At 62.6% G+C, this 18,464-nt stretch carries 18 protein-coding genes; 9 read left to right on the forward strand and 9 right to left on the reverse strand.

What is annotated here, in order from left to right:
* The first annotated feature begins 42 nt into the window (after positions 1-42).
* The 3 genes from A4A58_RS21615 to catC all read left to right on the forward strand — a co-directional run bounded on the left by A4A58_RS21615 (position 43) and on the right by catC (position 2,805).
* On the forward strand, positions 43-1,245 hold the full coding sequence (locus tag A4A58_RS21615; protein WP_068736299.1) for an ABC transporter substrate-binding protein: 1,203 nt from the start codon (positions 43-45) through the stop codon (positions 1,243-1,245).
* Positions 1,246-1,311: 66 nt separating this feature from the next.
* A complete protein-coding gene (locus tag A4A58_RS21620; RefSeq protein ID WP_283804902.1) occupies positions 1,312-2,511 on the forward strand; it encodes a muconate/chloromuconate family cycloisomerase in 1,200 nt (399 codons plus the stop codon).
* A gap of 3 nt (positions 2,512-2,514) precedes the next feature.
* Positions 2,515-2,805, forward strand: coding sequence for a muconolactone Delta-isomerase (catC, locus tag A4A58_RS21625; protein WP_068735956.1), 291 nt, complete (start codon positions 2,515-2,517; stop codon positions 2,803-2,805).
* A 67-nt stretch (positions 2,806-2,872) separates the two neighbouring features.
* Here catC and A4A58_RS21630 read toward each other — a convergent pair whose 3' ends face one another.
* The 4 genes from A4A58_RS21630 to A4A58_RS21645 all read right to left on the reverse strand — a co-directional run bounded on the left by A4A58_RS21630 (position 2,873) and on the right by A4A58_RS21645 (position 6,509).
* Positions 2,873-4,069, reverse strand: coding sequence for a serine hydrolase domain-containing protein (locus A4A58_RS21630; protein ID WP_068735958.1), 1,197 nt, complete (start codon positions 4,067-4,069; stop codon positions 2,873-2,875).
* Complete coding sequence (locus A4A58_RS21635; RefSeq protein ID WP_068736304.1) at positions 4,066-4,971, reverse strand: PhzF family phenazine biosynthesis protein; 906 nt, start codon at positions 4,969-4,971, stop codon at positions 4,066-4,068. Before A4A58_RS21635 ends, A4A58_RS21630 begins: the two co-directional genes overlap by 4 nt.
* Before the next feature lie 115 nt (positions 4,972-5,086).
* Complete coding sequence (locus tag A4A58_RS21640) at positions 5,087-5,833, reverse strand: helix-turn-helix domain-containing protein (protein WP_158005719.1); 747 nt, start codon at positions 5,831-5,833, stop codon at positions 5,087-5,089.
* A 196-nt stretch (positions 5,834-6,029) separates the two neighbouring features.
* The gene (locus A4A58_RS21645; protein ID WP_433993649.1) at positions 6,030-6,509 is read right to left on the reverse strand and encodes a PaaI family thioesterase; all 480 of its coding nucleotides are present in this window, start codon (positions 6,507-6,509) and stop codon (positions 6,030-6,032) included.
* Positions 6,510-6,742: 233 nt separating this feature from the next.
* Between A4A58_RS21645 and purL the strand changes: the two genes are divergently transcribed.
* Positions 6,743-8,950, forward strand: coding sequence for a phosphoribosylformylglycinamidine synthase subunit PurL (gene purL / locus A4A58_RS21650; RefSeq protein ID WP_433993645.1), 2,208 nt, complete (start codon positions 6,743-6,745; stop codon positions 8,948-8,950).
* 224 nt (positions 8,951-9,174) lie between these two features.
* Here purL and A4A58_RS21655 read toward each other — a convergent pair whose 3' ends face one another.
* From A4A58_RS21655 to A4A58_RS21665, 3 genes are all read right to left on the reverse strand, one after another.
* Positions 9,175-10,134, reverse strand: a complete 960-nt coding sequence (locus tag A4A58_RS21655; protein WP_068736309.1) for a 2-hydroxyacid dehydrogenase — start codon at positions 10,132-10,134, stop codon at positions 9,175-9,177.
* Positions 10,135-10,192: 58 nt separating this feature from the next.
* Positions 10,193-11,365 (reverse strand): acyltransferase family protein, encoded by a 1,173-nt coding sequence (locus tag A4A58_RS21660; protein WP_068735964.1) that lies wholly within the window; start codon positions 11,363-11,365, stop codon positions 10,193-10,195.
* Positions 11,366-11,474: 109 nt separating this feature from the next.
* A complete protein-coding gene (locus tag A4A58_RS21665; RefSeq protein WP_068735966.1) occupies positions 11,475-11,837 on the reverse strand; it encodes a DUF427 domain-containing protein in 363 nt (120 codons plus the stop codon).
* A gap of 181 nt (positions 11,838-12,018) precedes the next feature.
* Here A4A58_RS21665 and A4A58_RS21670 point away from each other — a divergent pair, with 181 nt between their 5' ends.
* Positions 12,019-12,255 (forward strand): BolA family protein, encoded by a 237-nt coding sequence (locus A4A58_RS21670; RefSeq protein WP_068735968.1) that lies wholly within the window; start codon positions 12,019-12,021, stop codon positions 12,253-12,255.
* Positions 12,256-12,394: 139 nt separating this feature from the next.
* Here A4A58_RS21670 and egtD read toward each other — a convergent pair whose 3' ends face one another.
* Both egtD and egtB read right to left on the reverse strand, forming a co-directional pair.
* Positions 12,395-13,360 carry an L-histidine N(alpha)-methyltransferase gene (egtD, locus tag A4A58_RS21675; RefSeq protein ID WP_068735970.1) on the reverse strand — a complete coding sequence of 322 codons (966 nt, stop codon included), beginning with the start codon at positions 13,358-13,360 and terminating at the stop codon, positions 12,395-12,397.
* Between the two features lie 44 nt (positions 13,361-13,404).
* Positions 13,405-14,661, reverse strand: coding sequence for an ergothioneine biosynthesis protein EgtB (gene egtB, locus A4A58_RS21680; protein ID WP_068735972.1), 1,257 nt, complete (start codon positions 14,659-14,661; stop codon positions 13,405-13,407).
* 298 nt (positions 14,662-14,959) lie between these two features.
* Between egtB and grxD the strand changes: the two genes are divergently transcribed.
* The 4 genes from grxD to A4A58_RS21700 are packed head-to-tail and all read left to right on the forward strand — an operon-like array spanning position 14,960 to position 18,440.
* On the forward strand, positions 14,960-15,295 hold the full coding sequence (gene grxD, locus A4A58_RS21685) for a Grx4 family monothiol glutaredoxin (protein ID WP_068736311.1): 336 nt from the start codon (positions 14,960-14,962) through the stop codon (positions 15,293-15,295).
* The gene (locus A4A58_RS21690) at positions 15,295-15,837 is read left to right on the forward strand and encodes an O-acetyl-ADP-ribose deacetylase (protein WP_068735975.1); all 543 of its coding nucleotides are present in this window, start codon (positions 15,295-15,297) and stop codon (positions 15,835-15,837) included. Before grxD ends, A4A58_RS21690 begins: the two co-directional genes overlap by 1 nt.
* Before the next feature lie 46 nt (positions 15,838-15,883).
* Positions 15,884-17,182 carry a serine hydrolase domain-containing protein gene (locus tag A4A58_RS21695; RefSeq protein WP_068735976.1) on the forward strand — a complete coding sequence of 433 codons (1,299 nt, stop codon included), beginning with the start codon at positions 15,884-15,886 and terminating at the stop codon, positions 17,180-17,182.
* Positions 17,163-18,440: a serine hydrolase domain-containing protein gene (locus tag A4A58_RS21700; RefSeq protein ID WP_068735978.1), complete on the forward strand. Its 1,278-nt coding sequence runs from the start codon at positions 17,163-17,165 to the stop codon at positions 18,438-18,440. Before A4A58_RS21695 ends, A4A58_RS21700 begins: the two co-directional genes overlap by 20 nt.
* Positions 18,441-18,464 lie beyond the last annotated feature (24 nt).

Below are 18,464 nucleotides of genomic sequence, written 5' to 3' on the forward strand. Positions count from 1 at the left end.
GATAGACGAGCGCTCATGCTGAGGGCGCTCATGGAGAATGATGTGAAGAAGTTACTCTCAGGCCTGACGGCATCCGTCATGCTCGTCGCCACCTCGGCCATGGCACAGAACACCGGGCCGCTGAAACTGGGCGCCGTCCTCGACATGTCCGGCCTCTTTGCCGACATTACGGGGCCGGGCAGCGAGACTGCAGCGAAGATGGCCGTCGAGGATTTCGGCGGCGAGGTTCTTGGGCGCAAGGTCCAGATCGTGGTTGCCGACCATCTCAACAAATCCGACCTGGCCGCGAACTTCACCCGTGAAATGATCGACAACCAGAATGTCGAGGCCATTGTCGATGTGGCTGGCTCCGCCACGGCGCTTGCTGCGGCGGAAATGGCCAGGACGCGCGGCAAGATCATCATGTTCAATGGTCCCGGCGCGGTGAGGCTGACCAACGAGGCGTGCGGTCCCTACATCGTCCACTACACCTATGACACCTACGCACTGGCCAGCGTCACCGGCCTCGCCACGGTGAAGCGCGGCCTCAATAGCTGGTTCTTCCTCACGGCCGACTACGCGTTCGGCCAGGAACTGGAGCGCGACACCTCGAACGTTGTCACCAAGGCGGGCGGCAAGGTTGTCGGCAGCGTGAAGCACCCGATCAACACTTCGGATTTTTCGTCATTTTTGCTCCAGGCGCAGAGCACCAAGGCCAGCGTGATCGGCCTCGCCAATGCGGGCGGCGATACCATCAATGCGATCAAGCAGGCCGCCGAGTTCGGCCTGACCCAGTCCGGGCAGAAGCTGTCGCCTTTGCTGGCCTTCATTTCCGATATCGACAGCGTCGGACTTGAAACCGCGCAGGGCCTGTTGCTGGCCGAAGCGTTCTATTGGGATCTCAACGATGAAACGCGCGCATTCGCGAAGCGTTTCATGGAGCGGACCAAGCGCGCGCCGACGTCGGCGCAGGCCGGCGTCTATTCCTCCGTCACGACCTACCTGAACGCGGTGAAGAAGGCAGGTACCACTGATGCAGCGGCCGTGATGAAGGTCATGAAGGAAACGCCGATCAACGACATGTTTGCGAAGAATGGCCGGATCCGCGAGGACGGCCGCATGGTGCACGACATGTACCTGTTCGAAGTGAAGAAGCCGTCGGAATCGAAGGCGCGCTGGGACGACTACAAGCTGCTTGCGACGGTCTCCGGCGACGACGCGTTCCAGCCACTCTCGGCGTCACGCTGCCCGCTGATCAAGAAGTAGCACGATAGCAGATGGCAAAGCGACGGGGCGCCGGAAAGCTATCGGCGATCTGTTCGAGGCCCACCCATGGACAACAGGAAAACGTCCTTCATGAGCACCAGTGTGGCAGTCCGCGTCGACGGGGTCGAGACTATCCTGATCGATGTGCCGACGATCCGCCCCCATCGGCTGTCGATGCATACGATGAACAGCCAGACCCTGGTTCTGGTCATGATCCGCTGCTCCGACGGAACGGTCGGCATCGGGGAGGGCACGACCATCGGTGGCCTCAGCTACGGCGAGGAGAGCCCCGAGGGCATCAAGCTGACCGTCGACACCTACATCGCTCCGGCCATCATCGGCATGGATGCGTCGCGCGTCGCCGCGCTCATGACCGACGTGAAGCGACGGGTGAAGGGCAACCGCTTCGCCAAATGCGCGGTCGAGACAGCGCTGCTGGACGCGCTCGGCAAGCGCCTGGGCCTGCCGGTGTCGGAGTTGCTGGGCGGGCGCCAGCACGACACCTTGCCGGTCGCCTGGACACTGGCCAGCGGCGATACCACGCGCGACATCGAGGAGGCCGAGCGGATGCTCGATGCGCGCCGCCACAATATCTTCAAGCTGAAGATCGGCCTGCGGTCCGTGGAGGATGACGTGGCGCATGTGGCGGCCATCAAGCGCGCCCTCGGAGATCGCGCCAGCGTGCGGGTCGACGTCAACCAGGCCTGGAGCGAACCCGACGCACGGCGCGGCATTCCCGCGCTGGAGGCGGCCGGCGTGGACCTCATCGAGCAGCCTTTGTCGCGCGACAATCGCGGGGCTCAGGCCCGCCTTGCCGGTCGCTATGCCGTACCCATCATGGCCGATGAGGCACTGCATGGCACGACGGATGCGTTCGATGTTGCTTCGCGGGGCGCTGCCGACGTGTTCGCCCTGAAGATCAATCAGGCCGGCGGTCTGTACGATGCGGTGAAGATGGCTGCGATCGGCGATGCCGCGGGGATCGGCCTGTATGGCGGCACGATGCTGGAAGGCGGTGTCGGCACCGCTGCATCGGCCCAGGTGTTCTCCGTGCTGCCAAAACTCGCATGGGGCACCGAATTGTTCGGCCCGCTGCTTCTGACCGAGGAAATCCTAGCGACGCCGCTCCGCTATGGCGACTTCGTGTTGCAGGTGCCGACGGCGCCCGGCATCGGCGTCGAACTGGATATGGACCGCGTCGCATTCTTCCGCCGCGATGGCTACGCGCCGCGCATTCAGCCGGCCGGCGCAACAACAGGAGTTTGATGGATGCTTTTTCAAGTGGAAATGGACGTTCAGATCCCGCTCGGTCTCGCCCCCGAGGTGGTTGAGCAACTGAAAAAGACCGAGCGTGAACGCGCGCAGGAGCTGCAAAAGACAGGCGAATGGCGCCATCTTTGGCGGATCGCCGGACGTTACGCCAATGTCAGCATCTTCGATGTGGCGAGCAATGAGGCGCTGCACGACATTCTGTCGACATTGCCGCTCTTTCCCTTCATGCGCGTCAGCGTGACGCCTTTGTGCCGGCATCCTTCGTCGGTTCGCTCGGACGACAGCTAGGCGCGGCGCCGGCCTCCGCCAGCGACAAATCCCAACATTGCGGCGATGGACGGCTCACACGGCTTCCTCAGCACAATCTCGCAAGCGTATCGAACAGTGCGAGGTTGAGCCGTTTCAGGTCGTTGTCCACCGGCTCCGGCTGCGACGAGAATTTTGCGACGACCACTTCGGCGCGCGGATTCACGTAGAGATATTGCCCATGAATGCCGAGCGCGAAGAACGCGCCGCTCGCATCGCCCGTCTGATACCATTTGTTGCGATAGCGGCCGTCAGGCAACCATTCGACGAATTTGCTCGCGCGCCAGGCCTCGGCAGAACCGTTGGTGATCGTATCCGACACCCAGTCCTGCGAGACGATCCGGCGGCCGTTGGCGATGCCGCCCAGCCGCATCATCTCGCCGATGCGGGCGAGATCGCGCGGTGTCATGCAGAAACCACCGCCGGTCCGGGCGCTGCCGATCGCATCGACCGTGATATAGGCATCCTGCCGCGCCCCGAGCGGCTGCCACAAACGCGTGGCGGCAAAGTCGGCGAAACGCTGGCCCGAGGCGCGCTCGATCACCAGACCCAGCACATCCGAATTCGGCGAGCAGTAGTGAAAGGGGCCGCCATGCTCGCCGGGGCCCTTTTGCAGCGTAGCGAGGAAGGCAATGAGTGAGTCCGGAGTATCTCCCGGCACTGACGGCTCAAGCAGGCCGGCGCGGCGGTACCGCGCGAAATCGCCGCGGGGATCCTGATAGGTCTCTTCGAAATCAAGGCTGACCCGCATGTCGAGGACATCGTGCAGGCTGGCGTCCGAATAGGCGGAGGATTTGAGTTCGGGAACGTAGTGCGCGACGGTTTCGTCGAGATCGATCAGTCCGTCGCCATGCAGGATTCCGGCGACGACTGATGTCACCGACTTGCTCGCGGAGAACAGAATGTGGCGCGATCGCCCGGTGAAATTCGGCGCACGGTAATCCGCAACAACACGGCCGGATTTCATCACGACGAGGGCATCGGTCGAGGTCCTGCGCAGAACGTCTTCGATCGTCGCGGTTTCTCCATCGGTGGAAAAAGCCTGCTTGAGAAGATCTCCGGCGTGGACGGACGGATCCTCGATCAGCCCAGGCGTTGCAGGGATGTGCGCCGCCGGAATGAGTTCGGACACGTGACGGAATGCCCAGACATTCCAGGGCGCCTGACGCCAGTTATCGAGACGAACGTCGCTTCGCGCAAAGCCATAGTCGGCTTCGAAAGCCGATGATTGTGTCGGGCCGGTCATGACGCAATCTTCTCGCATTCGGTCGGCTGAACGTCGCCGCCGAGCCAGCAGCCGTTGAGATCGCCGTCGTCGAAGCTGAAGCGCACCTTGATCGCGGAAGGGCGATTCATGGCGCGTCCCTGGCGAATGGTGATCTGGCGCTCCGACGCGTCTACGATCCGGTTCGCGAGGAGACCGAATGACAAAGCGGAGGCCGCGATGCCCGTCGCGGCATCTTCCGGATATCCCGAAGAGCTCGGAAATTGGCGGGCATCTATGACCTGCGCCTGCTGGTCGGAAACAGCATAGGGGTAGAGACCGGTGGAGTTGATGCTGTTGCACAGCCGCTCGATCTTCGAGAAATCAGGTTTCAAGCCGTCGAGGATCGCGACGCTCTTCAACGGAATGAGGGTCTTGATGCGGCTGGTGCGTGCATTCTGGATCGGGAAGGGCGCGAGGTCGTCGAAGCCGATACCGAGAACGTCGAGAATGTCGTCGACGCTTTGGGGCGTATCGGGAAGCGGCTCGATGACACCCGCAGGTTGCGAGACCTCGACCGAAATATCCTGTCCAGTCGATTGGATCCTCGCATGGACGCGGCCACTCTTCGTCAGGATCGTGATCCGATCGCGCTGCAGTCGGCCGAGCCGCTGAAGCAGCCATGTCGCGCCGACGGTGGCGTGTCCGCACATCGACATCTCATGATTGGGCACCCAGAAACGAAACTCGAAATCGCAGTCGGAGTCCGGCGGCGGCGGCAAGACAAACCCGCTCTCATGACCGTAAGCGCGCGCGACCTGCTGCATCTCTGCATCCGTCATGCTGGCTGCATCGACCACGATCGGTGCGGGATTGCCGCCCTGCGGGCCTGCCGCAAAGACGCTGACAAATCGAACCTGTGGTTCGGCGGACGTCGTGGCCATGTGATGCACTTTCCAACCAGTTCGCGCGTTCGCAAGACGCGTCAGCCAACGCTGCACGGAATTCACCGGCATCAGGCTACGGAGGATGTTGCTGCAGCGCGCGTTCCAGCGGGCCCTAGAGTTTGATCGGCCGGGCCATTCGCTTGCGGACTTCGCTTGGCGATTGGCCGTCTGCCCGGCGCATCGCATGGGCGAGCGCCGCGCCGCTGTCGAAGCCGACACGGAGCGCGATCTCGCCGATCGGGAGATCGGTTACCTTCAGCAGTTCGTTGGCATTGTCGAGGCGGACTCGTTGCTGGAATTCGCCAATCGACGCGCCGGTCCCCGCGCGGAACAACCGCGTGATATGACGCCGCGAGACGCCAAAGCGGCCTTGCAAGGCGTCGAGCGGAACATCCCGGTCGGCATGAAGGGTGAGATAGTCCCTCAGCTCCGCGACCAACGTCATGCCGTGTTCGCGATGTGAGGCACTGGACACGGCTTCGCCGCCAAGGGCTTCAGCAATGCACTCGACGAGCAGGGCGGAGGACAGTCCATGCCGGACATGGGCATTACCATAGGCGTGCCTGCCATCCCCGACCAGCAGCGCCTGCAGGGCGCGCAGTCTGTCTGACCGGCGAAACAGCCGGGTCGTTGATGTCCTGCGGCGGAATTCGCTCAGCGAGCCGTTCTCTCTTTCGAAGCGCTTCAGGATCGAGCCAGTTGCGTAGATGGCGACGTGGCTGTGCGCGCCGATCCCTGCGCGCGTCTCATGTGCCTGGTTCGGCGGAACGATCGCGAACCGGTCCTGCGACAGCCAGCTGCCTTCGCGTCCGGCTTCGTGCTTCAGTTCGATCGTCCCGCAGCTCGGCAGGATGAACATCAGGCAATCGTGCCAGTGCCACGGCATGGCGTAATCGCCGCGACCGGCGACAGCCGCATGCTCGTCGTCCGCCGCGATCAGGAGATCTGCTGTTGCCGTGTGACGTAATCGTTCGAATGAACTCAGCATGTTCGGGCCCACATGTGTCGTCGACGAACCTAGCAGGATGCGCCAATGCCCGCCAATCGATGCCGGGCTACTCCGCCGTGATGGCCGCCGGCTTCGGGCGCTTCTTCACGCGCTTGATGGTGCCCGAGAAGGTCAACAGCGAACGTTCGCCGGCCTTCAGGATTCCGCGCAGGAAGATCAATGAGCCGCCGATCCGGGTCATTTCGCCGTGGCATTCGACCAGCTCGCCTTCGCGGGCGGCATCAAGGAATTCGCAGCCGAACGAGACGGTGATGCCGGGGCCCTGCAGTTCGCGGGAGGCCAGCGCAAACAGGCAATAATCGGCGAAGGTCATGAAGCAGCCGCCATGAACGTTCTTCATGCCGTTGAGGTGCTTTTTCTCGACCCGGAAGGCGCAGCGGACGGAGCCGTCGGCCTCGACCTTGTGCCAGAACGGGCCGGAGACCGATTCGAAGGAATCCCGCTTCCAGGTGGTCCAGCCCGCAAATTCCCCCTCCGTCGCGGTATAGGCGTCGGCATGGAACGGGATGGTGGCATCGGCGGGCACATTCACGGTCTGAACTCCTTGGATTGGCTGCGAAAAGTGTTAAATCCGATCCATCCGGCGGGCGCAATCCGGCGCCGGCGCAGGGCCTTATGCAGGCTGTTTTTCGAGCAGTTCGGGCATTGCCCGGGCAAAGCTTGGGACATGCGGGGAACGGGCCGGAATAGGCCTTTTCCGCATGCTCCGATCTCCTTATGAAGAAGCCTTACAGAGCCAAGAAACTGATGACTGACCCCATGACCGAGCCAAAGATCACTCCCGAACTCGTCGCCTCCCACGGCCTCAAGCCTGACGAGTACGAGCGCATCCTGAAATTGATCGGCCGCGAGCCGTCTTTCACCGAGCTCGGCATCTTCTCGGCCATGTGGAACGAGCACTGCTCGTACAAGTCCTCGCGCATTCATCTGAAGGGGCTGCCGACCAAGGCGCCATGGGTGCTGCAGGGGCCGGGCGAAAATGCCGGCGTGATCGATATCGGCGACAATCAGGCCATCGTCTTCAAGATGGAGAGCCACAACCACCCGAGCTATATCGAGCCCTACCAGGGCGCGACGACGGGTGTCGGCGGCATCCTGCGGGACGTGTTCACCATGGGCGCGCGGCCGATCGCCTGCCTCAACGCTTTGAGCTTCGGTGCGCCGGAACATCCGAAGACCCGCCATCTCGTGTCGGGCGTCGTTGCCGGCGTCGGCGGCTACGGCAATTCGTTCGGCGTGCCCACCGTCGGCGGCCAGACACGTTTCCACACCCGCTATGACGGCAACAATCTCGTCAACGCCATGGCCGTCGGTCTCGCCGATGCCGACAAGATCTTCCTCGCTGCCGCTTCCGGCGTGAACATGCCAATCGTCTATCTCGGCTCCAAAACGGGGCGCGACGGCATCCATGGCGCATCGATGGCGTCGGCGGAATTCGACGAGGATTCCGAGGAGAAGCGCCCCACCGTGCAGGTCGGCGATCCCTTCGCCGAAAAGCTGCTGCTGGAAGCCTGCCTCGAAATCATGGCCGCCGATTGCGTGATCGCGATCCAGGACATGGGCGCGGCGGGTCTCACGTGCTCTGCCGTCGAGATGGGCGCCAAGGGCGACCTCGGCGTCGAACTCAACCTCGATGCCGTGCCGACGCGCGAGGAGGGCATGACGGCGTACGAGATGATGCTCTCGGAGAGCCAGGAGCGCATGCTCATGGTGCTGAAGCCCGAGAAGGAAAAGCAGGCCGAGGATATTTTCCGGAAGTGGGGCCTCGACTTCGCGATCGTCGGCTACACCACGCCGACGCTGCGCTTCGTTGTGAAGCATGGCGGCAAGGTGATGGCCGATCTGCCGATCAAGGAGCTCGGCGACGAAGCGCCGCTCTACGATCGTCCGCATGTGCCGTCTCCGGCGCTGCCTGTGATCCATGCGCGCGATATCGCCGCGCCGTCGTCGATCCCGGATGCGCTGGAGAAGCTGATCGGCACGCCGGAGCTGTGCTCGAAGCGCTGGGTGTGGGAGCAGTACGACCACGTCATTCTCGGCAACACCGTGCAGCGCCCCGGCGGCGACGCCGCGGTGGTGCGCATCGAGGACGGCCCCAAGGGCCTGGCGATGTCCGTCGACGTCACGCCGCGCTATTGCGAGGCGGATCCGGTTGAGGGCGGTAAGCAGGCCGTCGCCGAAGCCTGGCGCAACATCACCGCGGTCGGCGGCAGGCCGCTGGCAGTCACCGACAATCTCAACTTCGGCAATCCGGAGCGGCCCGAGATCATGGGCCAGCTCGTCGGCTGCCTGAAGGGTATCGCGGAAGCCTGCATCACGCTCGACTTCCCGATCGTGTCCGGCAATGTCTCGCTCTACAACGAGACCAACGGCCGCGGCATCCTGCCGACCCCGTCGATCGGCGGCGTCGGCGTGCTCGATGATTTCACCAAGTCGGCCACGCTCGCGTTCAAGGCGCCGGGCGAAGCGATCCTGTTGATCGGCGAAACCAGGGGCTGGCTCGGCCAGTCGGTCTATCTGCGCGACATCTGCGGCAAGGAAGAGGGTGCTCCGCCGCCGGTCGACCTCGCCACCGAGAAGCGCAATGGCGACGTGGTCCGCGGTATGATCCATGCCGGCACCGCGACCGCTGTGCATGACGTCGCCGATGGTGGTCTCCTGGTGGCACTCACCGAAATGGCGATGGCTTCGGGCATCGGCGCTAAACTCGACGCAGCGCCGTCATCGACGGTGCCGCATGCCTGGTGGTTCGGCGAGGATCAGGCACGCTATATCGTGACTGTCGCGGAAGATCAGTTGCTGACGGTGCTGTCGAAGCTGAAGAATGTTGCCGTGCCCTGCGTGCAGATCGGCAAGACCGGCGGCCATGCCGTGGCCATTGCCGGTGAGCGCGCGGTGGACATCAAGGCGCTCGTGCATGCGCATGAAAGCTGGTTGCCGAACTATATGAGCGGCAAGGCGTCGTAAAATCTTTCTTCTCCCTCCCTCAAGCGTGGCGGAGCCGCGCGCAGTGGGGAGGGTGGATCGAACGCTCTAGCGAAGCTTCGCTTCGCGCGGGCGTTCGAGACGGGTGGGGTGCTTCCACAAGCGCCGTCGCCTGTGGCACCCCCACCCCGGCCTATCGGCCGACCCTCCCCGCAAGGGGGAGGGAGACCATGCGCGATTGCGTTTTAGCTGCAACAATCTGACCGCTAATAGCTCAGCGTCCGATCGACCAAGTTCATCAGTGGCGCGCCACTCTCCGACCGTGCCACATTCTCTGCGATCTTCTCCGCTGCCGTTCCAACGCGCGTGGCAGCAGCGACGTGGGGTGAGATCGTGACACCCGGATGCGACCAGAACGGATGGCCTGATGGTACGGGCTCTGTGCGGAAGACATCGAGCGTCGCCTGCGCCACGCGTCCGCTGTCGAGCGCTGCGATCAGCGCGTCATCGTCGATCAGCGTGCCGCGTCCGGCATTGATGATGAAGCTGCCCCTCGGCAGCAGCGCCAGTCTCTCCGCATTCAGGAGATCGATCGTCTCCGGCGTTTGAGGCAGGAGGCCGATGAGGATTTCCGCCGAAGCCAGCGCCTTGGGCAGGCTCTCCGATCCCGCAAGACAACGAGCGCCCGCAACCTCGCGCGGGCTACGGCTCCAGCCGGTGACGCGAAAGCCGAGTTGCGCAAGCGCGGTTGCCGCGGCCGATCCTAACTCGCCGAGACCGAGCACCGTGACAGAACGCTCGGTGGCGAGTGGCGGGACGTGCTGCTCCCACGTCAGCGGCTTTTGACAGACATAGCGGTCCATCCCGAGATGCGCGCGCAGGGCGTGACCGACGACCCATTCGACCATGCCCTGTCGGAGGCCGTCATCGACCATGCGGCACAAAGGCTGCGGCAGCGTCGCGTTGCCGACGATCTTCTCGACACCGGCCCAAAGGCTCAATACGGCGCGCGCATTGCTGAAAGGGGCGAAATCGGTGATGGGACCACCGGTCGCGTGGACGATGTAGTCCACGTCCTGATGCGCAATGTCACCCAGGAGACTGGCTCGCGCGTCGATGCTCCGGCGCCGGAGCGCATCCAGAATGGGTTCGCGATAGTCCTCGAACAGCGCCGGCGTGACGTTGAACAGAAGATTGATCGCCTTGTCGCCGTTGTGTGCGCGCATGCTGGTGTCCTGCAGATCGTCGTTCATGTTGGAAGGCGGAAAAGACGGTGTGACGAAGCTACAGCACCCGCTTCACGCCTGGGATCGCCCGCAGCGCCCTTGTCGCCGCCCAGCTCGCCGCCAGCGTGCCCGCGAAGGCGATCAGCGCCTTCGATCCGGCGCCGAGCGGCGCGTTCAGCAGCGCATATTGCAGCCACAGCATCGGGATGTAGTGCAGCACGAAGATGCCATAGGCATCGCCGCGCAGCGGATCGAAGATGCTCTTCTCGCGTTGGCCGAAGCGCAGGAACAGCGCCAGCACCGCGAGGCAGATCAGCGTGCAGGCGACCGCGTAGATCACGCCATAGCTCGACTGCCACCAGAACGGCGGCGCGCCGGTGAGGTTGGCGAGCTTCATGCGGCGGAAGTTAACGAGATAAGCGAGCGAGGCAAAGGAGGCGGCGGCGGCGATGGTCCACCACAGCCATTGCCGCGCCAGTGCGCCGGTGCGGGCCAGCAGGCCCTGATCGATATTGGCGGCGCCAATGCCCATGCCGGCGAAGAAGAACACGCCATAGATCGCCATGCGGCTGAACTGGACCTGCAGCGGGCCCCAGCTGAACCAGCGGACAGCGCCAACCGTAAACAGGAATGGGACATAGGAGATCACGGCGATGATCGCGAGCACGGCGGCGAACAACCACGGTCGTTCGAAGGCACGGATCGATAGCCGGTTGATGCCGTCCACCAGTCGCGGTGCGAACAGGAAGACCGGAATCGCGACAAGGTCGAGAAACAGCAGATACCAGATGAACCAGCCGGGGCCGGCGAACCATTGGCCCTGTTTGAAATTGTTGACGTAGAATTCGACAAAGCCGGTCTTGTTTGTCGACAGACTGAACGACGCGTAATAGGCGATCGGCATCAGCACGAAGATCATCGCCAGGAAGGGCAGGCCGAGGCGCAGCGCGCGGTCGCGCAGGAAGTGGCCGATGCTCTTGCGTTTCAGGCTCGGCCATACGAACAGGCCCGACAGCATGAACATCAGACACATGAAGAAAGTGTCGTTGAACAGCGTCAGGATATTGAAGCCGATCCAGCGCTGGCTGTCGACGATCGGCGCGGTCGACCACAGATAGTGGTTCGGGTAATAGCGCCCGAAGGCGGTGTAAGCGACAGCGGCGTGGTTCGCCAGCACGAGCAGCGTGACGAAGGTGCGGGCGCGATCGAGCGCAGCGTTACGGTCTGACATGTGAACGGCGAGCCCCCTCGCTTCCGCGCGCAACAGGCGCCGCCGGGCGCATCAGTGATGCGCGCCGTCATGATAAATGTCGAAAGCCGCTTCGGCAATCAGCCGAGGATCAAGCGTGCACTTCCTCGATTTTCACCTTGTCTGGATAAAATGCGAGATAATCCTTGATCTCGGCCATCGCCGGAAATGGCGTCTCATAGGTCCAGATCGCGTTGTCGAGCACCTTGTCGCCGGTCTTGATGCTGTAATAATTCGCGTCGCCCTTGTACGGGCAATGCGTCACACGGTCGGTGCGCGATACCGCGTCCATATTGGCGTCCACGCGGGGGATATACACCACTGCGGGGTAGCTGGCCTCCTTGAGGGTCAGGGCATTGGTCGTGTCGGCGATCACGATGCCCCCGGCAGAAACGCGGATGTGTTTGCCGGTGGGCGCAATGGTGATCGGGTGGTCCGGGCCGGGAAGCTTCATGATTAAACCCTTGTGACGGTCATATTTCACTTCTTCAGATGTGCGATCCCTCCGGCCTTTAAAAGGGGCATGCGAGGGATTATCGTTAGAAAGCCGTGACGTCATGCGGCAGCCGGGATAGGCTTGCAATCCGAGGCGGCGCCGACTGGCCGCGATTCGAACCTTTCTGGAGACCCGATTAATGCCGATGGACGCCCGCGATATCGAGACCATGATCAAGGCCGCGATTCCCGACGCGCAGGTGACGATTCGTGATCTGGCCGGTGACGGCGACCATTACGCGGCAACCGTGATTTCGGAATCCTTTCGCGGCAAATCCCGCGTCGCCCAGCACCAGATCGTCTATCAGTCGTTGAAAGGCCAGATGGGCGGCGTGCTGCACGCGCTGGCGCTGCAGACGGGTGTACCGGAGGCGTAAAGCTCAGTCCTCATGGTGAGGAGGCGCCATTTGGCGCCGTCTCGAACCATGAGTTGTGGGCACCCAAGCGTGCCGCCATCCTTCGAGACGCGCGCAAGAGCGCGCTCCTCAGGATGAAGGCTGAGTGTGGAGCAGTCTTTTACTCCACCGCCATCAGCGCATGCACCGAGAAATGCTTGTCAGCATCCGTCCATGACGCCTTCGGCTCCCAGCCCGAACCGCGGGCCAGCGCCGCAAAACGCTCGATGCTGTATTTGTAGCTGCTCTCGGTATGGATGCTTTCGCCGGCACGGAACGCGAAGCTGCGACCGAGCACATGCACGGTCTGCGGCTTCCTGGCGATCAGGTGCATCTCGATACGGTGGCGTTCCTTGTTGTAGATCGCGCGATGGGTGAAGGCCGAGAGATCGAAATCGCCGCCGAGTTCGCGGTTGATGCGCACCAGCACATTCATGTTGAACTTGCCGGTGACCCCTGCCGCGTCGTTATAGGCGGCGTGCAGCAGCTTCTCGTCCTTCTCCAGATCGATGCCGATCAGCATCAGGGCGTCCTTGCCGAGAATGGCGCGGGCGGAGCGCAGGAAGGCGCAGGCCTCGTGCGGCTCGAAATTGCCGAGCGTCGAGCCCGGGAAGAAGCCAACCTTCGGCATCATCCGGATATCGGCGGGAAGGTCGAAGGGTGCGGTGAAGTCGGCATTTACCGGCAGCACCTTGAGGCCCGGGAAATCCCTGCGCAACTCGGCTGCCTGTGCCTGCAGGAAGTCGCCTGAGATATCGACCGGCGCATAGGCGCCGACGTCGCATTCATCCAGCAGCAGCCGCACCTTGGTGGTGGCGCCGGCGCCGAATTCGATCAGTGCGGCGTTCTTCGGAATGATCGCGTTGATGTCCTTGCCGCGCGAGCGGAGAATGCCGAGCTCGGTGCGGGTCGGGTAATATTCCGGCAGCCTGGTGATCTGTTCGAACAGCTCCGAGCCGGCTTCGTCATAGAAGTATTTCGGCGACAGCCTTTTCGGATGCTGCGACAGGGCTTCGGCGACATCCGCGGCAAATGCGGAGGCTGAGGCATTCAGCAGCGACAGTGCCAACGGGGCATGAACGTTCATGTCAGTCTCCTCAACGCTTTCAAGCGCCGTGATGATGTTGGAAGTCAGTTGCCGTAATCGGCCAGCCGCAGGCCCGTGAATTGCCAGCGATGGTGGGGATAGAAGAAATTGCGGTAGGTGACGCGGCTGTGATCGTCCGGCGTTGCCAGCGACGAGCCGCGCAGCACCAGTTGATTGATCATGAACTTGCCGTTGTATTCGCCGAGTGCGCCTTCGATGGCGCGGTAGCCCGGATAGGCCGCGTAAGCGGAGCGCGTCCATTGCCAGACGATGCCGAACGCATCGTTGAGCTGACCGGCACGCGCGGCCACTTCCCATTCCATTTCAGTGGGCAGATGCTTGCCGCTCCAGCGCGCAAAGGCGTCACATTCGTAATAGCTGACGTGGCACACCGGCGCGTCGAGATCGATCGGCTGTAGGCCGGCGAGGGTCATGATCTGCCACTCGCCATTGACCTTGCGCCAGTGACCAGGCGCCTGCCACTCCTCGCGGGCGGCGGCGGCAAAGCCGTCCATCAGCCACAGCGTCGCTTCCTCGTAACCGCCGGCCTCCATGAAGGCGAGCCATTCGCGGTTGGTGACGAGATTGCGTGCGAGCTTGACGGGGCCGACGAGGGCGCGATGCGCAGGCTTCTCGTTGTCGAAATGGAAGCTCTCGCTCTGGTGGCCGATGGTATGGATGCCCTCGGTAAGCGTCAGCCACGCATCGCCCGATATGGTCGGTGCCGGAAAGCGCCAGTCGGAGTCATAGGCCGGCGGGATCGGGTTCTGCGCGAAGGCATGCAGGATGTCGGTGAGCATCAGCTCCTGATGCTGCTGCTCGTGATTGAAGCCGACTTCGAGCAGGGGGATCAGCGCGGTCAGCTTGTCGTCTGACGTCTCGTTGAAGAATTTGATGACAGCTGCATCGACGTGTTTGCGATAGGCGGTGACCTCGTCGGCGCCGGGCCGGGTGAGATGGCCGCGCTGGGCGCGGGCGTGGCGGGGACCGGCGGAGACGTAATAGGAATTGAACAGGTAGGCGTAATCGGGGTGATAGACCTTGTAGCCGGGGGCGTGATCGCCGAGCAGGAATTGCTCCCAGAACCACGTCACATGTGCGCGGTGCCACTTCGCCGGGCTGGCGTCGGGCATCGACTGCACCAACTGATCTTCCGGGGAGAGCGGCGCGGCGCGGCGTTCGGTTTCGTGACGGACCGTCAGGAAGGCGTCACCCAGTCTTTGGGCCAGAGAGCCTGCGGGGGCAGATTTGGACGCAGGGGACGCAATACCTGTACTCGCGGCGGAAGCTGGATTCGTCACGAAAGTCTCCGATTTTGGAGAGAACGTTGCTCTTGGTGATGGGTTCCCGAGCAGCCTGTCCTAAATAGGTCGTCCGATTGGTTATAAAAGGCCCGTCGTCATATGATCTTTGGCGCCGTGGGACTTGGCAAAAACTGCGGAAAGTGACCGTGGCGGGCCGGCAATAAGCCCCAATGCCTGCGATTTCAGGCTCTTGATCACGTCCATAAGACTTGGGATGCGGAACGGATTCGGCTACATATATGACAAGTCTGACCGGGCGGTTCGCCCGATGGCTGGCCGCAACAAGGACGCGATCATGAGCATTGAGCAATTCATCGAGAACGAAGTGAAGACCAACGACGTGGTGCTGTTCATGAAGGGCACGCCGCAATTTCCGCAGTGCGGTTTCTCGGGCCAGGTGGTCCAGATCCTCGATCACGTGGGTGTCGGCTACAAGGGCCTCAACGTTCTCGAATCCGCCGATCTGCGCGACGGCATCAAGACCTATTCGAATTGGCCGACCATTCCGCAGCTCTATGTGAAGGGCGAATTCGTCGGCGGCTGCGACATCATCCGTGAGATGTTCCAGGCTGGCGAGTTGCAGAGCCTGCTGGCCGAGAAGGGCGTGATTGCCGCCCCGGCCTCGGCCTGATTTCAAGTCGACAAATAGGCACGGCGACGCTGGACGTCGTCGTGGCCGACATCACGACCCTCCGCGTTGACGCCATCGTCAACGCGGCCAATGCGTCGCTTCTCGGAGGCGGGGGCGTGGACGGCGCCATCCATCGGGCTGCCGGCCCCGACTTGCTCGCTGAATGCCGCACCCTCAAGGGTTGCGAGACCGGCGACGCCAAAATCACCAAAGGTTACAAATTACCGGCGTCGCATGTGATCCATGCGGTCGGTCCGGTCTGGCATGGTGGCCGGAGCGGCGAGGATGAGGCGCTGGCGTCCTGCTACCGAGGGGCGCTGATGTTGTGTCAGGCGCATGGTCTGGTCTCCATTGCTTTCCCCGCCATCTCGACCGGCGTCTACGGCTTTCCAGCGGCGCGGGCAGCTCCCATTGCGGTCGGCTCGGTCATCGAGGTTTTGAAGGATGCGCCGGTGGTCACCGCCGTCACCTTCTGCTGCTTTTCCCAGCCGTCGGCGGACCTGCATCGCCTCGCGCTCGCACGCGCACTTCCCCTTGTCTGAGAACGCCCCGCCGTTACACTCCTCTGATCAGGCAAAAGGAGCGGCAATGAATTTGCGGCACAGACTACGCGCGCTGCTTTGCGGAGCGCTGTTGCTCGCCGGATCGCCCGTCTTCGCCCAGGATCGCTTTGCCGCCGAGGGCACCTTCGACATTCCCGCCGGCGCAAAATTCTCGCAGGAGAAGCTGGCCAAGATCGGCGAGTTCTTCCGCAAGCAGATCGCCGACGGCAAGATCCCCGGTGCGATCGTCCTGATCCAGCAGCACGGCAAGCCGGTCTACAAGGAATTCTTCGGCGTTCGCGATCCCGACACCAAGCAGCCGATGACCGATGACACGATCTTTCGGCTGCATTCCATGTCGAAGCCGATCACCTCTTTCGCAGCGATGATGCTGATCGATCAGGGCAAGCTGAAGCTCGACGATCCCGTCTCGCAATACATTCCGTCTTTCGCCAAGGCCAAGGTCGGCATCGAGAAGAAGCTGGAGAATGGCGAGAAGGCGCTGGACATCGTCGCGCCTAATCGCCCGGTAACGATCCGCGACCTGCTGCTGCATACGTCCGGCATCACCTATGGCTTTTATGGCGAGAGCCTGGTGCGCCGCGCCTATGGCAATGCCGATATCTACAGCGGCGATTTCGACAACAAGGAGTTCGCCGACCGCATCGCGCAGCTGCCGCTCGAGCACCAGCCCGGCACCATGTGGGACTACGGCCATTCCACCGACATTCTCGGCCGTGTGATCGAAGTGGTCACCGGCAAGTCGCTGCTCGGTTACGAGGAGCAGGCGTTCCTCGGACCGCTCGGGATGAAGGACACTGGCTTCTTCGTGAAGGAGAAGTCGAAGGAGGTCATGCTCGCCAAGCCGATGGCCTGGGATCGCAATTTCCGCACCGGCCGACAGGGCCGTCCCGACACCTATCAGAAATGGGAGTCCGGCAGCGGAGGCATGGTCTCGACACTGGCGGATTACACGAAGTTCGCGCAGATGCTGCTGAACGGCGGCGAATATGATGGCAAGCGCTTCATGAGCGCGGCGACGTTCAAGGATATGACCACAGATCATATCGGCAAGGAGTCCGGCGTCGCGCGCGATTATCTGTATTTCCCGGGCGATGGCTTCGGCTTCGGCTATGGCTTCGCCGTGCGCACTGATGCCGGCAATGCCAAGCCGCCGCCGCCGGGATCGCTCGGCGAACTGAAATGGGACGGCGCCAGCGGTTGCTATTTCATCATCGATCCCAAGCAGGACTTCTTCTTCATCCTGCTCGAGCAGACGCCGTCGGAGCGACAGCGCATTCAAAGGTCACTGAAGCTGTTGGTCTATGAAGCGCTGGAGAAATAGGCGCGCCGTACTCCTGCTGCTGACGCTGTGCGTCGGCACCGTTATCGTGCCTTCGCCGCCGGCCCGAGCTGAAAAACCGCAATCCATCGCGCGCGAATTTTCTGCCGAAAAATTGCTGGCGCTCGATCGCTACTTTCTCGATATGGTCGCGGAGCGGAAGATTCCCGGCGCGGTGGTGCTGGTGCAACAGCACGGCAAGCCTGTCTATTTCGATACGTTCGGCAATCTCGACAGCGGGCATCCGATGACGAGAGATGCGATCTTCCGGCTGTATTCGATGTCGAAACCGATCACCTCGGTGGCCGCCATGATGCTGGTCGAGGACGGCAAACTACACCTCGACGATCCCGTTGCGAAATATATTCCGTCCTTTGCTAAAACGAAGGTCGGCATCGACACCAAAGGTGGCGACGAACACGCCACGTTCGGTCTGGTGCCGCTGCAGCGGCCGATCACCATCGCCGATCTGCTCAAGCATACGTCGGGTATCACCTATGGCTTCTATGGCGACGATCCCGCGCGGAAACGTTATGCACAGCTCGATATCTTCGGCCGCGACTGGGACAACGCCTCATGGGCCGATCGCATCGCGCAGCTTCCGCTCGCCGAGCAGCCCGGTACGCTGTGGGACTACGGCCATTCCACCGACATTCTCGGCCGCGTCATCGAAGTGGTGTCCGGACAGTCGCTGTCCCATTTCCTCAAGAGCCGGCTGTTCGATCCGCTGGGGATGACAGATACGTCGTTCTACATCACCGACCTGCGGCATCGGGTGCGTGTCGCCGAACCTTTCCCGTCCGATCGCATGGTCGGGCCGGTGGTCGGTATGCACGATCCCGCGGAGATCATGCAATGGGAGGCGGGGGGCTCCGGTCTGGTCGGCACGATCTCGGACTATGCGCGCTTCCTGCAGATGCTGCTCAATGGCGGCACGCTTGACGGGAAGCGCTATCTCAAACCGGAAACGGTGGCGGAGATGACGCGCGATCACGTCGGGCCTGATAGCGGCGTGAAGCGCGACTACTATTATTTCCCGGGCGCCGGCAGCGGCTTCGGCCTCGGCTTCGCGGTGCGCACCAAGGAGCTGGCCAGCGAGCCCGGCGCGATCGGCGAATATCGCTGGGACGGCGTCGGCGGCACGTTCTTCTGGGTCGATCCGAAGAATGACATGTTCGTGCTGGTGATGGCGCAATCGCCGTCGCAGCGGGTGCGGATGGAGATCGACGTGCGGAAGATCATCGCTGAGGCGCTGGAGTAAGCGGCAGGGCAGGTCATCGTGGTG

This window comes from Tardiphaga robiniae, from assembly GCF_001618955.1.
In the GTDB taxonomy this organism is placed as follows: domain Bacteria; phylum Pseudomonadota; class Alphaproteobacteria; order Rhizobiales; family Xanthobacteraceae; genus Tardiphaga; species Tardiphaga robiniae_A.